Source organism: Halanaerocella petrolearia (assembly GCF_054657875.1).
Genome location: NZ_BAAHXW010000001.1, coordinates 744,572 through 758,578, shown reverse-complemented (window position 1 = coordinate 758,578; position 14,007 = coordinate 744,572). Strand labels below are relative to the sequence as shown.

The window sequence follows — 14,007 nt, the reverse complement described above, 5'->3', positions numbered from 1 at the left end:
AACTGTACACTACACACTGTAAACTATAAACTAGTAACGAAGGGAGGGTCTAAAAAGTTGCCTTCATCATCACAGGGGTTGCAAGGGAATATAAGCCAATATAATGATCTTATCTTTGCTGTAGCCGTTATTATCATTGTAGTAATGTTTATTATTCCTTTACCAACTATTTTATTAGATATCTTATTGACTTTAAATATTAGTTTAGGTTTGACTATTCTGTTAGTAGCTATGTATTTATCTGATCCTTTAGAGTTATCAGTATTTCCTTCATTACTCTTGATAGCTACGCTATTTAGGTTAGGATTAAATGTATCTACTACACGATTGATCTTAGGCCAAGCCGATGCTGGAGCAGTAATTTCGGCTTTTGGTAACTTTGTAGTAGGAGGAAATTATATTGTAGGTTTTGTTATCTTTGTTATCTTAGTTGCTATTCAGTTTATTGTAATTACTAAAGGTTCCGAGCGAGTAGCAGAGGTTACAGCTCGTTTTACTTTAGATGCTATGCCTGGTAAACAGATGAGTATTGATGCTGATCTGAGTTCCGGTCTGATTACTGAAGCAGAAGCAAGAGAAAAACGAGAGAAGATTAGACAGGAAGCTGATTTTTATGGAGCTATGGATGGTGCCAGTAAGTTTGTTAAAGGTGATGCCATTGCTGGAATAATTATTACCTTAATCAATGTACTAGGTGGCTTAGTTATTGGTGTAATTCAGATGGGAATGCCTATAACTGAGGCTTTACAGACATATACTCTACTGACAGTTGGTGATGGTCTAGTCAGTCAGATTCCAGCTTTATTAATCTCTACTGCTACAGGTATTGTAGTTACTAGAGCAGCTTCAGAAGATAATTTAGGTTATGATTTTACTAAGCAGCTCTTTAATCAGCCTAAGGCATTAGGGTTAGTAGCAGGAGTATTATTCTTATTAGGTATTTTAACGCCGTTACCAATATTTCCATTTGTAGGATTGGCTCTATTATTTGCTGGATTAGGTTATGTATTATATGATGCTACTCAAGTTTCAGAAGAAGAAGAAGATTTTGTCGAAGAGGAAGAAACAGAGGAATATCGTGAAGAAGAGAGTATGAGTGATTTACTACAAGTAGATCCAATGGAGGTAGAAGTTGGATATAATTTGATTCCTTTAGTTGTACCAGAGCAAGGTGGCGATTTATTAGATAGAGTGTCAATGATTCGACGCCAGTGTGCTTTAGAATTAGGGATTATAATTCCGCCTATTAGAATTAGAGATAATATGCAACTAGAGCCTAATTCTTATTGTGTTAATTTACGAGGAATTGAGATTGCTAGTTATGAAATAGAGGTGGATCGTTATCTAGCTATGGATTCTGGTATGGTAACACAAGAAGTAGAAGGAATAGAAACTAAAGAGCCTGCTTTTGATTTACCAGCTTTATGGGTTAGCGAAGATGAAAAAGAGAGAGCAGAGATGGCAGGTTATACAATAGTTGATCCACCTTCAGTGATGGCTACTCATCTAACTGAGTTAGTAAAGGACCATGCTCATGAACTACTGGGTAGACAGGAAGTTCAAGAATTAATTGATAACGTAAAAGAGGATTATCCAGCAGTTGTAGATGAGTTAGTTCCTGACCTATTATCTATTGGCCAGATTCAGAAGGTTCTACAGAATTTATTAAAAGAGAGAGTTTCAGTCAGGGATTTAGTTTCTATTCTAGAGGTATTAGCTGATCAAGCACAGAATACACAGGATACTGATATCCTAACTGAATATGTACGTCAAGATGCTTTATCGCGCCAAATTTCTGAAAAATATAAAGATGACCAAGGTAATCTATATGTAATTACTTTAGATTCTCAAATTGAAGAGACAGTCTCTAACTCTATTGAGCAGACTGAGCAAGGTTCTTATATTGCTTTAGATCCTAATATAGCTCAGCAGATTTATAATAGTTTATCGCAAGTTATGGAGCAGGTAGCAAGTCAAGGTTATGATCCAGTAGTCCTAACTTCTCCAGTTGTTAGATTCCACTTTAAGGAATTAACAGAGCAAGTAGCTTCTAATTTAACTGTACTTTCCTTTAACGAATTAGAATCAGATGTAAATGTGCAAAATATAGGGACGGTGAGAATATAATGAAAGTAAAGAAGTACCAAGCAGAGGATATGCAGCAGGCAATGTTGAAGGTTAAATCTGATTTAGGATCTAATGCTATTATTCTCCATAGTCGTAAGTTTAAGAAAGGAGGTTTTTTTGGTTTCTTTGCTAAGAAGATGGTAGAGGTAGTAGCTACTGTAGACCCTGAAGTCGAACAGGAGTCACAAGAAGAATTAAAAGGTGAATTGAACCAGATGAAGGGTATGATGGATAATCTAATGGGGGAGTTAAAAAAGAGTAAAGAAGAATCCTTTTCTGCTATGGCAGGTAATCAGATGTTGCAGAAGTTGGTAGAAGCGCTATTAGAGTTAGGAATTAGTTATTCTCAGGCTCAGGAGTTGGCTAGAAAAATAGTTAAAGAGTCGCAAGGAATGATTGATAATTCTGAAAAAGTGAAAAATATCTTAAAAACAGAGTTACAAGATGCTATTGGACAGATTGAATCATTTGAATTAACGCCAGGTAAGACTAAAGTATTAGCTTTAGTAGGGCCAACGGGTGTTGGTAAGACCACAACGCTAGCCAAGTTAGCTGCTGATTTCTCCTTAAGAGAAGATAAGCAGGTAGGGTTAATTACTGCTGATACTTATCGGATTGCTGCTGTAGACCAACTTAAGACCTATAGTGAAATTATTGATTTACCTTTAGAAGTAGCTTTTACTCCCCAAGAATTAATATCTGCTATTAATAAGTTTCAAGGTTATGATTTAATCTTAGTTGATACAGCAGGAAGAAGTCAAAATAACGAAATTCATATTTCAGAATTAAAAGGTTTTATTAATAAATCTCAAGTTGATAAGGTATCTTTAGTTTTAAGTGCTACAACTAAAGCTAGTGATTTAAAGAAGATTATTGATGTTTATAATGAATTACAGATAGATAATTTAATCTTGACCAAAGTAGATGAAACAAATTCTTTAGGGATTATTTATGAGGCAGTTATTCGAGCTGAAAAGCCACTTTCATATATTACTACTGGTCAAGATGTACCAGAAGATATCAAGTTGCCTTCCTTAGAGGAGCTGACTAATGATATTGTAGAGGAGTTAAGCCTATGATTAAAGACCAAGCTGAAAAGTTAAGGAATCTAGTACGAGATAAGAAAAATAAAGAACAACAGAAAAAGCAACAAAAAAAACATAGAAATGAGAATTCAGCTTTAATCTACGCTGTAACTAGTGGTAAAGGTGGGGTAGGTAAATCGAATTTTGTAGCCAATTTAGCTTTGACCCTACAGCAGGAAGGGAAGAAAGTAATTGTTTTTGATGCTGATTTAGGTTTAGCTAATCTAGATGTTATTTTAGGTGTTACTCCTAATTATAATTTGAATCATGTTATTTCAGGACAGAAAAGTTTAGAAGAGGTCATTGTTAAAGGTTCAGGAGATCTACCTTTAATTCCAGGTGGTTCAGGAATTGAGGACTTAGCTAATCTATCTAAATATCAAATTGATAATTTAATTAATCATTGGCAGGAGATAGAAAAAAATTATGATATTATACTAATAGATACAGGTGCCGGACTATCTAATAATGTACTAAATTTTGTGTTAGCTGCTGATGAAGTAATTGTAGTTACTACACCTGAACCTACATCAGTTACAGATGCTTATGGAGTAATTAAAGTAATTAATAATCATGATAAAAGAGCAAGAATTAAATTGGTAGTTAATCAGGTGACTAATAGATCTGAAGGAGAGCAAATTGGTAATAAGTTGACTAACACAGCCTATGACTTTTTAGATTTAGAGGTTGAATTTTTAGGCGAATTACCAACAGATAAGGCAGTAGTCAAAGCTGTTAAGAAAAGAAATCCTTTTTTATTAGAATTTCCAAGGTCTAAAGTAGCTCAAAGTATAAAAGAAATTGGTTTAAAATTATTAGATAAAGAACCAGAAAAGTCTTCAGGAATTAAAGACTTTTTTTACGGTATGTTAGGTTTTAAGTAACTAGAAGGGGGATATTATGCGTCAGGGAAGGACAGTTAATAATTTTAATTTAACAGAGAAAATAGAAGTTAATCAGCAGATAGGATTTGAGGTATTAGCAGGAAAGTATGAAGGTGAGTATCCTACGCAAATAGCTGATATAATTAATGATAAAAAATTTATAGTTAATATTCCTTTTTCAGAGGGACAACCAATTCAAGTAGCAATCAATAGTAGAGTTGATATTAAAGTAAGAGATAGAGGCGGTATTTATGTAATACCTGCTAGAATAGTTGGTAAAGATTTTGATGCTACAAGACTATTAGAGTTAGTAGTATATGATAAAGTGACTAAGATTCAAGAACGAGAATTTTTTAGATTAGATATTTATCAAAAGACAGATTATAGAGTAGTAATATCTGATTCAGAAGAAGTAGAAGATCTTTTAACTGACTTTAAAGAAGAAAGAATTGAAGAGATTAGTGATCTGCCTGATTTTAAAGAAGAGGCAAGAATTAGAGATATTAGTGCTGGTGGTGCTAAATTTCTGGCTAATAAAAAATTAGAAGAAGGTCAGTTGATAGAATTAAAGGTTGACTTTCTAGAGGCTTCTTTTAATAGCTTATTTGCTAAAGTAGTTAGAGTAGTTAGAGAAAATGAAGAAGAATATGAAGTTGGAGTAAAGTTTATTAATTGTAAACGCCAACGAAGAGATGAGTTGACTAAGTGGTTATTTTCTAAACAACGTGAACTACGTCAGAAAGGACTTATTTAGTATATTTTAAATAATTAAATTATTAAGTAAGCTTATTTTTTATTAGTAAAATTATCTTAAATAATTTATTTTAAATTATAATATTAACAGGCGTTAATAGTTGAATCTAGAATTAAAAATATAAGAGGTGATAAAGGTGGATTTAGACGATAAAATATCTGATTTAGGGCCGTTACAATTAGATGCCCTTAAAGAAGTAGCTAGTATTGGGGCTGGTAATGCTGCTACTTCTCTTTCCTCCATGTTAGATAGTAAGATAGAGATGACAGTTCCTAAAGTAGATATTCTGCCAGTAGCTGAAGTGCCAGAGATTATTGGAGGTGCTGAAGATTCAACTGCTGCTATTTTAGTGAGAATTGAAGGTGATATTACAGGGGGAGTTCTATTTACTCTAGATCCTGCTAGTGCTAATTCTTTAATTAGTTTATTAACAGGAATGGAAGTAGATATTGAAGATGAATTAGGTGAGTTAGAATCTTCAGCTCTAAAAGAGATTGGAAATATCTTAACAGGAGCTAACTTAAACGCTTTTTCTCAAATGATTGATATTAGTGTTACACCTTATGTTCCAGCTTTAGCCTATGACATGGCAGGAGCTATATTAGAGGTCTGCTTTATTGAACTAGGTCAAGTAGGCGATTATGCTTTAGTTGTTGAGACTGAATTCTTAAGTGATTTAGAAAAAGATATTAATGGTAACTTCTTCTTAATTCCTGATCCGGATTCTTTATCTGAGATTTTAGCTAGATTAGGTGTAGCAGGTGAGCAATAAATTAAGAGTTAGAATGGCTGATGTTAAGGTAGGTCAAGCAGACGATATTATTATTACTTCCGGATTAGGTTCTTGTATTGGACTTACCTTATATGATGCTAGATTAAAGATTGGCGGTATGGCTCATATTATGCTACCTGAGTTTCCAGCCAATAAAAAGAAAGGAAATCCAGCTAAATATGCTGATACTGCTCTTGAAATGTTGCTTGATAAACTGCAGGCTAAAGGAGTTAGTAAAAATAGGTTACAAGCTAAGATGGCTGGTGGAGCTCAAATGTTTAATCTAGAAAAAGCTAATGATAGAATGAGAATTGGGGCTAGAAATATTAAAGCAGTTAAGGAGTTATTAAAAGAATATAATATTTCTCTTGCAGCATCAGATGTAGGAGATAGTTATGGACGTACAATGGAGTTTCATACTACAACGGGTAAAGTAGTTATCAAAACAGTTAAACAAGAAGATAAGACTTTATAATTGGGTTTTGAGTAATAAGGTGTGAGTAGTGGCAGACAGCTCAAAACTCATAACTTATAGCTCATAACTTATAGATAGAGGAGTGTTGTAAGGTGAAGTGGTTAGCAAAGAGGTTGGCCCTGTTATTCTTCTTAGTTGCTATTCTGGTTATTTCCTTAGCTGCAGTAGCTAATAATTTAAATATAATTACTATTATAAAGCGAAGTTTATTAGGTGGAATACTTTTTAGTCTACTAGGTGCTACTATCGGACAGTTAATATCTTATCAATTAGATAAAGTTAGATCAAAAAAAGTAGATAGTCAATCTAGTGGAGAAAAAGCTACAGTTAAAGAAGAATCGGAGTTACAAGAAGAAAAGAAAGTTGAATCTGATAAGGAGGAGCTAGAGTCAAGTATAGAGGGGTTAGATTTTGATCAGGTAGATGAAACAGAAGAGAATATAGTTAATATGGCTCAAGATGATCCAGAGGAAATGGCTGATTTAATTAGTAACTTAAATAGCCAAGAATAGTAAGGAGGCAGTTTGAATGACAGAGATTGAGAATCTAGCTGAAGATGTTTTGTGGCAGAAATATAAGCAGAGTAATTCTCAAGCTGCTAAAGAAGAATTGATTTTACGATATATTCCTTTAATTAAACATATTGCAAGTAAGATTATAATAACTATTCCTGATAAGTTTAACTTTGAAGATTTAGTTAATTATGGTGTCCTAGGATTGATTGATGCTATGGATCGTTTTGATCCTAGTCGCGGAATTAAATTTTCCACTTATGCTCATCCAAGGGTTAAAGGGGCAATTTATGACGAATTACGAAAGTTAGATTGGGTACCAACTAGTATTAGAAGAAAGTCAAAGGAGTTTACTCAGAATATAGTAAGACTAGAAAATAAGTTAGGTCGTTCTCCTACAGATGAAGAGATAAAGGCAGAAATGGAATTGAGTCAAGTTGAATTTAAGCAATTATTATCTCAAATTAATATTCCTGAAAATGTATCGTTAGATAGAGTAATTAGCTGCCAGGACAATGATCAGCTAAAGATTAAAGATTTAATTAAAGCTTCTAACCAATATGAACCTGATAATGTTTTTACTTATAATGAAATGAAACGAATTTTAGGTCAAACAATTAATCAATTGCCTGATAAAGAGAAACTAGTAGTAACTCTTTATTATCATGAAGATCTAACATTAGAAGAGATAGGTGAAGTTATGGATTTGACTACAGCTAGAATCTCTCAACTGCATACTAAAGCTATCTTTAGATTAAGAGGTCATTTAAGTAGAAAAAAGGAGCAGTTGATAGGCTAAAAAAGAGGAGGTGGCTTATTTGATTATAGAACAGGTTCAGGTGGAGAAAGAAGATAAACAGGAAGCATTAGAAGAGGCCTATCAGAAATTACAAGCAATAATTGATCAGGAGTTTAGTAAAGAAGATATATCTTTACAACATATAGAAGAGAAGAAGAAATTATGGGGCTTGTTAGGGGCCAATCAAGTCTATCAAGCTGAAGTTAAGTTAAGAGAATCTAGTGACGTTGATGGCAGTTTTCAAGTTTTAGTTAGAGATGATGGTATTTTTCTACAGGTATTTCAACCACAAGGAGATGGTGTAGCAGTTGAGTTGGCCCAAGTTAGAAGAATATTAAATGAAAAAGAGATAGTTGATGTTGATTATGAAGCAGTTACTGAAACACTAAGCCTTGATGGAGAAAAGGTAAAGATTGCTGAAAGGAAACCCGAGTTAGATCGTGATGCAGAAATAGATATAGAGATTAGTGATGATAAATTAACTGCTCACTTAAATTATTTTCCTCCTTTAGGTGGGAAGGAATTAACTGCCCAAGATATTATAGCTCAGGTTAAAGAGGCTGGAATAGTGTTTGGAATTAAAGAAGAAGAGTTCAAATCACAATTTAACCCAGAAGAAGAACTAAAATCTTTTATAATAGCTAAAGGAAAGGAAGCTACTGCTGGTAAAGATGGTAGAGTTGACTTGAAATTTGATCTAAATCGGCAAGAAAAGAATGTTAATTTGCGTGAAGATGGGAAAGCTGATTTTTATAATTTAAATCGAATCATAAATGTTGCTCCAGAAGAGATATTAGCTGAAAAAATACCAGCTGAACCAGGAGAACCTGGGAGAACAGTAACTGGAGAAGAAATTTCACCTGAGCCAGTAGAAGAAGCTGATTTATCTGCAGGTGAAAATGTAGAAGTAAGCCAGAATGGTAAATTATTAAAATCAATTATAGAAGGTCAAGTAGTTTATAATAATGGAGAGATTAGTGTATCTCAGGTACATGAGATCAATGATGATCTTGATCTATCTACAGGAAATGTTGACTTTAATGGTAGTGTTATAATTAAAGGGGATATTAAGGATGGAATGGTAGTTGAAGCTGGAGGAAATGTAGAGGTTGGTGGTTCAGTTTACAATGCTAAAATAGATGCTGGAGGCCAAGTAGTAATCAAAAAAGGTTTTGTCGGTGGTAATCAAAGCATGATACAGGCTCAGGGAGATATTCAAGCTAAATTTGTTGAGAATGGTCAGATTGAGACAGAAGAGAAGTTAGAAGTTAGAGATGCTATTATGCATAGTAATGTTGATGCCCTAAATGAGGTAATTGTTGAACAAGGGAAAGGTTTAATTGTAGGTGGTAAGGTACGAGCTGGAAAGGAGATTAGAGCTAATAGAATTGGTTCTAACCTAGGGACAGAGACTGAAATAATAGTAGGAGTTACTCCTAGACTGAGAGATGAATATAATATGACCGAAGAAAGTTTTAAAAAGAAGACTGATGAATTAGATAGGATAATCAAAGATATTAATCAATTAAAGAAGATGAAGAATAGACTAGGGGATCTACCAGCTAAGAAACAACAGCTGTTAAATGAATTAATTAAGCAACGTTTTTCTCTATCAGAAGAACTTGAAGATCTTGAAAAGCAGAAGAAAGAATTGTCAGCTCAGTTAGAAGAAAATAATGAAGCACGTATTAAAGTCAAAGATAGAGTTCATCCTGGAGTTAAAATCACAATTGGAGAACAGAGTCGAAAAATTGATAAGGAAGAGCAAAATATGCAATATTATTTAGATGAAGAAGATATAAAGACAGGATCTTATTCCTAATCAAAAAGCTGGTCAGGGGGTGGATAAGGTGGTTGGCCCAATTAATCCTAAGACTTTTATTCCCCGTTCATTAGAGGTTAGCAGACAAGAGCAGATTGAAAAAGCAAGACCAGAAATACAATATCAACAGACAGCTCAAGATCTAGCTAAGAAGAGCCAGCAAAAACAACAGAAAGTCAATCAAACAGAGAAAACAGAGTCTAAACAAGTTGAGGAAGAAGAAAGCAATAATAGTAGACAGGAGAATCAGGATCATAAAGAAGATGATCAGGAAAACAAACAGCAATCTAGTCAAAACTGTTGTGGAAATCATATTGATATTAGAGTTTAAAGGTTAGTTATTAGTCCTTTAGATATTGGAGTGATAATATGATTGAATATATATTATTCGTAATAGGAATTATAATAATACTTATTTCACTATTTTTAACCTATCGAGTTGATAAAGATGATGATGACTACTATATAGAATCAGAATTATTGTCAGAGATTAGACAGGTAAAGAAGGATGTAGAGAACAATTTTAAAGAGACAGGATTTCAGAAAACCTTAAATGATGAGTTGAAACAAAAAGAAGTTGATCAGAATATGTCGGTTGTAGTTGAATCTATTGAGAAATTAGAGAAGAAAGTAGATAAGATAGATAAAAAGATTGATAGATTAGAAGGACGAATACAATATGATTCGAATCGTAATGCTAAGTCTAATAAACAAGAAGTTCAATCAGAGGAATATCAAAAAATAAAAAGATTAGTTGATCAAGGTCTTACCCTAACAGAGGCTGCACATAAGTTAGATATGGGCAATAGAGAGGTTAAATTAATCTGGAAACTTAATTCACAGGAGGAAGAATAATGTTACGGCATGTATTATTAGGAGTAGGAATAACTTTAATAATTATTTCTCTTGTTTTATTACAAGTTGATTTAGTGAATTTTAAAGGACAGGAGATGGCAAAGAAAGAGCAGCCTAGTAATAGTCGTTCAATTATAATACAAAAAGCTAAAAAGTTAGGTATGACCTTTCCAGGCAAGAGTTATAAGCAAGAAATCTCCTTAAGACAAGGAATTGATTTGAAACAGGCTCTGCCTGAAACAAAATCTATAGATCAGATAGGCCATATAATAACAGAAGCTAAAGAGTTAGGAATGATCTTTCCTAAAGATAAAGATAGTTTTAAAGTAACTCTAGTACCGAAAATAAACTTATCCCAGATTCTTTCTAAACCTAAAGAGACAAAACAAGGTCAAGAAAAAAAGAAAGAAGAAGTAATTAAGGATGTTAAAATTTATATTCCGCAAGGAATGAAGAGTGGTCAGGTAGCAGAACTATTAGTAAGTAAAGGTTTATTAAAAGAAGAGATTAATTTTATTAATCTGTTAAATAAATTTAATATTGAAAATAAAGTAATGGCAGGTAAGTATACTTTTCCTGCAAATATCTCTTCTTTAGAGTTATTATCAGCTTTAATTGCTCCTCAAGAAGATGAAAATGAATTATAAAACATTTTAAAAAATTGTCTAAAAAAATAGTAATTAATGTTGATATTGTTATTATGCTGTGGTATACTACATAACGGTGTGAAAAAATAAAGATAGCACGCACATCTCTGGACTTTAATAAAGGTGCCTGTTTTAATATAGGGTCTTATTAAAGAATGAAGGAGATGGAGGCTTAAAACCATTAGGAGGTGCACCATTATGTCAGTAGTTACAATGAAGCAATTATTGGAGACAGGAGTTCATTTTGGACATCGGACTAGACGTTGGAACCCTAAGATGGATCGGTATATCTTTACAGAAAGAAATGGGATCTATATAGTAGATCTTGAACAGACAGTTGAATTAACTGATAAGGCTTATGATGCTGTTCGTGACTTAGCTAGTGATGGAAAAGAGATCTTGTTTGTAGGAACTAAAAAACAAGCTAAGCAAACAATTAAGGAAGAAGCTGAACGATGTGGAATGCCTTATGTTAATGAGAGATGGTTAGGTGGAATGCTAACTAATTATCAGACTATCAGTAAGCGTATTAAGCGTTTAGAAGAGATAGAGCAGATGGAAGAAGATGGTCTGTTTGAGGTATTACCTAATAAAGAGGTTATTGAATTAGAGAGAGAAAAAGATAAATTAGAGCGATTCTTAGGTGGAATACGCCATATGGATGGCTTACCAGATGCTATTTTTGTAGCTGATCCGCGACGTGAAGAAATTGCTGTGGCAGAAGCTAATAAATTAGGTATTCCAATTGTATCTATTGTAGATACTAATTGTGATCCAGATCTAATTGACTATGTAATTCCTGGTAACGATGATGCTATTAGAGCAGTTAAGTTGTTAACTAGTGTTGTAGCTGACGCTGTTTTAGAAGGTAAGCAAGGTAATCCAGATCAAGAGCAAGCTGAAACTGAAACTGAAGAAGAGTAAATATAATTAGAATAAATTGAAGGGCGTGGAATAAGGAGGGATGCCCCGTCCTTATGAAACGTCCTTTTAACTACATAAGGAGGTTTGATTATGGGAATTTCTACAGCAGATATTAAAGAATTAAGAGAAAAAACTGGTGCAGGAATGTTAGATTGTAAGAAAGCATTAGAAGAAAATGATGGAGATTTAGAGGAAGCCGTTGATTATTTAAGAAAAGAAGGTATTGCTTCAGCAGAGAAGAAGGCTGGGCGAACTGCTTCTGAAGGACTAGCTTCTGTTAAATCAGAAGAAGATAAAGCAGTAATTGTTGAGATTAATTCTGAGACTGACTTTGCTGCTAAGAATGACAAGTTTCAAGAAGTTGTTGAAGAAGTAACTAATCATCTATTAGCTAAGCAACCAGCTGATGTTGATGAGGCTTTAGGCCAGACTTTAGTTGGTAAAGATAAGACTGTTGAGAAATATTTTAATGAGTCTATTGCTCAAATTGGAGAGAATCTTTCTTTCCGTCGTTTTCAAGTTATAGAGAAAGATGATGCTGAGACATTTGGTACATATATCCACATGGGTGGTAATATTGGAGTTCTAACTCTATTAGAAGGTGGCGATGAAGAATTAGCTCGCAATATAGCTATGCATGTTGCTGCTGCTAACCCAGACTATTTATCTCGAGATGATGTTCCTACAGAAGATATTGAAAAAGAGAAGCAGGTACTGCAAGAGCAAGCTGAAAATGAAGGAAAGCCAGAGCATATTGTAGAACAGATTGTTAAAGGTAGATTAAATAAGTTCTATAATCAGAACTGTTTAGTAGAGCAAGAGTATATTAGAGACACTGATAAGACAGTAGGAGATCTATTATCAGAATCTGATGCCACAATTAAAGAATTTGTACGATATGAAGTTGGAGAAGGTATTGAAGTAGAAGAAGAGGATTTTGCTGAAGAGGTTATGAGTGAGGTTAATGAAGTTAACAAGTAGAAATTGGATTAAAAAGAGAACACGAATGTGTTCTCTTTTTTTTAAATCTTAAATAGAACTGGGGGTTGGATTGATGTCGGAAATAGAGTATTCAAGAGTAATTATTAAGTTAAGTGGAGCTGCTTTAAGTGGTAATCAAGAATATGGTATTGACCCTCAATTTGTTGAATCAATTGCTGAAGAAATTAAAGAAGCTCTAGCTACAGGAGTAGAAGTAGCTATTGTAGTTGGTGGTGGCAACATTTTTAGAGGTATAGCTGGTAGCGCCCAAGGTATGGATCGTGCTACAGCTGATTACATGGGAATGTTAGCTACAGTAATGAACTCTTTAGCTTTACAGGATTCTTTAGAGAAATTAGGGTTAGCTACTAGAGTGCAGACAGCTATTGCTATGCGTGAAGTAGCAGAGCCATATATTAGAAGAAGAGCAATTCGACACTTAGAAAAGAGGAGAGTTGTTATTTTTGCTGCAGGAACAGGTAATCCTTTCTTTTCTACTGATACAACTGCTGCTTTAAGAGCAGCTGAGATTGACGCTGATGCTATTTTAATGGCTAAGGATGTAGATGGGATTTACGATTCCGATCCAGAACAGAATCCTGATGCAGTTAAGTTTAAGGAGTTAAATTACATTGATGTCTTAAATCGTGGTTTAGGAGTTATGGACTCTACAGCAGTTTCTTTATGTATGGATAATCAGATTCCATTAGTTGTTTTTGGGTTATCTACAGCAGGCAATATTAAACAGGCGGTTTTAGGTAAAGAAGTAGGGACTTTTGTTAAGTAGAATTTAAGATTAAGGGGGGCATAATATGATTAATAGTGTAACTAATGAAACACGTAAGAAGATGGATCAAGCAGTTGAAAATGTTAAGGAAGAGTTTGGGAAGATTAGGACTGGCAGAGCTAGACCTTCTTTAGTGGAAGATCTTAAGGCAGAGTATTATGGTCAAATGACACCACTTAATCAAATGGCCCAAATTTCTGCTCCTGAAGCTCGTCAGTTAGTAATCAATCCTTATGATAGTAATGCTCTTGAACCAATTGAAAAAGCTATTTTAAAGTCTGATTTAGGCTTAACTCCTAATACAGATGGAGATATTATTAGAATTAATATTCCTCAATTAACTGAAGAACGAAGAAAAGAATTAGCTAAGTTAGCTGATGAAAAGGCAGAAGAAGGGCGAATAGCAATTAGGAGTCTGCGCCGAGAGTCTAATGATAAGTTAGAGGAATTAGAAGGTAGTGGAGATATTTCTGAAGATAATTATCATCGTGGGTTAGATAATATTCAAGATATTACTGATGAGTATATTAGCAAAGTTGATGACTTATTAGATAAGAAGAAATCTGCAATTATGGATGTGTAA

16 protein-coding genes are annotated in these 14,007 nt (G+C 33.8%); all 16 read left to right on the top strand.

Translation table 11 applies throughout. The annotated features are described in order from the left end of the window. Positions 1–144 precede the first annotated feature (144 nt). Positions 145–2,127: a flagellar biosynthesis protein FlhA gene (gene flhA, locus ACYQ39_RS03855; RefSeq protein ID WP_459841638.1), complete on the top strand. Its 1,983-nt coding sequence runs from the start codon at positions 145–147 to the stop codon at positions 2,125–2,127. Continuing rightward, on the top strand, positions 2,127–3,206 hold the full coding sequence (gene flhF / locus ACYQ39_RS03850) for a flagellar biosynthesis GTPase FlhF (RefSeq protein ID WP_459840555.1): 1,080 nt from the start codon (positions 2,127–2,129) through the stop codon (positions 3,204–3,206). Before flhA ends, flhF begins: the two co-directional genes overlap by 1 nt. Next, positions 3,203–4,096, top strand: a complete 894-nt coding sequence (locus ACYQ39_RS03845) for a MinD/ParA family protein (RefSeq protein WP_459840554.1) — start codon at positions 3,203–3,205, stop codon at positions 4,094–4,096. Before flhF ends, ACYQ39_RS03845 begins: the two co-directional genes overlap by 4 nt. 16 nt (positions 4,097–4,112) lie before the next feature. Then, positions 4,113–4,850 (top strand): flagellar brake protein, encoded by a 738-nt coding sequence (locus ACYQ39_RS03840; RefSeq protein ID WP_459840553.1) that lies wholly within the window; start codon positions 4,113–4,115, stop codon positions 4,848–4,850. 136 nt (positions 4,851–4,986) lie between these two features. Then, a complete protein-coding gene (locus tag ACYQ39_RS03835) occupies positions 4,987–5,622 on the top strand; it encodes a chemotaxis protein CheC (RefSeq protein ID WP_459840552.1) in 636 nt (211 codons plus the stop codon). Then, positions 5,612–6,097 (top strand): chemotaxis protein CheD, encoded by a 486-nt coding sequence (locus ACYQ39_RS03830; RefSeq protein WP_459840551.1) that lies wholly within the window; start codon positions 5,612–5,614, stop codon positions 6,095–6,097. The genes ACYQ39_RS03835 and ACYQ39_RS03830 overlap by 11 nt, the downstream gene beginning before the upstream one ends. A 92-nt stretch (positions 6,098–6,189) precedes the next feature. Further along, positions 6,190–6,609: a hypothetical protein gene (locus ACYQ39_RS03825; protein ID WP_459840550.1), complete on the top strand. Its 420-nt coding sequence runs from the start codon at positions 6,190–6,192 to the stop codon at positions 6,607–6,609. Positions 6,610–6,625: 16 nt separating this feature from the next. Beyond that, positions 6,626–7,408, top strand: coding sequence for a FliA/WhiG family RNA polymerase sigma factor (locus tag ACYQ39_RS03820; RefSeq protein ID WP_459840549.1), 783 nt, complete (start codon positions 6,626–6,628; stop codon positions 7,406–7,408). Positions 7,409–7,427: 19 nt separating this feature from the next. Then, a complete protein-coding gene (locus ACYQ39_RS03815) occupies positions 7,428–9,230 on the top strand; it encodes a flagellar assembly protein A (RefSeq protein ID WP_459840548.1) in 1,803 nt (600 codons plus the stop codon). 28 nt (positions 9,231–9,258) lie between these two features. Beyond that, positions 9,259–9,561: a hypothetical protein gene (locus ACYQ39_RS03810; protein WP_459840547.1), complete on the top strand. Its 303-nt coding sequence runs from the start codon at positions 9,259–9,261 to the stop codon at positions 9,559–9,561. Between the two features lie 38 nt (positions 9,562–9,599). Further along, positions 9,600–10,085: a DUF2802 domain-containing protein gene (locus tag ACYQ39_RS03805; protein ID WP_459840546.1), complete on the top strand. Its 486-nt coding sequence runs from the start codon at positions 9,600–9,602 to the stop codon at positions 10,083–10,085. Continuing rightward, positions 10,085–10,732: a hypothetical protein gene (locus tag ACYQ39_RS03800; protein WP_459840545.1), complete on the top strand. Its 648-nt coding sequence runs from the start codon at positions 10,085–10,087 to the stop codon at positions 10,730–10,732. Before ACYQ39_RS03805 ends, ACYQ39_RS03800 begins: the two co-directional genes overlap by 1 nt. Before the next feature lie 198 nt (positions 10,733–10,930). Continuing rightward, positions 10,931–11,656, top strand: a complete 726-nt coding sequence (gene rpsB / locus ACYQ39_RS03795) for a 30S ribosomal protein S2 (RefSeq protein ID WP_459840544.1) — start codon at positions 10,931–10,933, stop codon at positions 11,654–11,656. Between the two features lie 90 nt (positions 11,657–11,746). Further along, on the top strand, positions 11,747–12,637 hold the full coding sequence (gene tsf / locus ACYQ39_RS03790) for a translation elongation factor Ts (protein ID WP_459840543.1): 891 nt from the start codon (positions 11,747–11,749) through the stop codon (positions 12,635–12,637). Between the two features lie 73 nt (positions 12,638–12,710). Continuing rightward, a complete protein-coding gene (pyrH, locus tag ACYQ39_RS03785) occupies positions 12,711–13,424 on the top strand; it encodes a UMP kinase (RefSeq protein WP_459840542.1) in 714 nt (237 codons plus the stop codon). A gap of 25 nt (positions 13,425–13,449) precedes the next feature. After that, on the top strand, positions 13,450–14,007 hold the full coding sequence (gene frr, locus ACYQ39_RS03780; RefSeq protein WP_459840541.1) for a ribosome recycling factor: 558 nt from the start codon (positions 13,450–13,452) through the stop codon (positions 14,005–14,007).

What these genes read in the sequence shown, in the direction of transcription:
- ACYQ39_RS03845 (WP_459840554.1), top strand. Translation starts at nt 3,203, where the DNA reads ATGATTAAAGACCAAGCTGAAAAGTTAAGGAATCTAGTACGAGATAAG.
- pyrH (WP_459840542.1), top strand. Translation starts at nt 12,711, where the DNA reads ATGTCGGAAATAGAGTATTCAAGAGTAATTATTAAGTTAAGTGGAGCT.
- ACYQ39_RS03805 (WP_459840546.1), top strand. Translation starts at nt 9,600, where the DNA reads ATGATTGAATATATATTATTCGTAATAGGAATTATAATAATACTTATT.
- ACYQ39_RS03800 (WP_459840545.1), top strand. Translation starts at nt 10,085, where the DNA reads ATGTTACGGCATGTATTATTAGGAGTAGGAATAACTTTAATAATTATT.
- frr (WP_459840541.1), top strand. Translation starts at nt 13,450, where the DNA reads ATGATTAATAGTGTAACTAATGAAACACGTAAGAAGATGGATCAAGCA.
- flhA (WP_459841638.1), top strand. Translation starts at nt 145, where the DNA reads ATGTTTATTATTCCTTTACCAACTATTTTATTAGATATCTTATTGACT.
- tsf (WP_459840543.1), top strand. Translation starts at nt 11,747, where the DNA reads ATGGGAATTTCTACAGCAGATATTAAAGAATTAAGAGAAAAAACTGGT.
- rpsB (WP_459840544.1), top strand. Translation starts at nt 10,931, where the DNA reads ATGTCAGTAGTTACAATGAAGCAATTATTGGAGACAGGAGTTCATTTT.
- ACYQ39_RS03840 (WP_459840553.1), top strand. Translation starts at nt 4,113, where the DNA reads ATGCGTCAGGGAAGGACAGTTAATAATTTTAATTTAACAGAGAAAATA.
- flhF (WP_459840555.1), top strand. Translation starts at nt 2,127, where the DNA reads ATGAAAGTAAAGAAGTACCAAGCAGAGGATATGCAGCAGGCAATGTTG.
- ACYQ39_RS03820 (WP_459840549.1), top strand. Translation starts at nt 6,626, where the DNA reads ATGACAGAGATTGAGAATCTAGCTGAAGATGTTTTGTGGCAGAAATAT.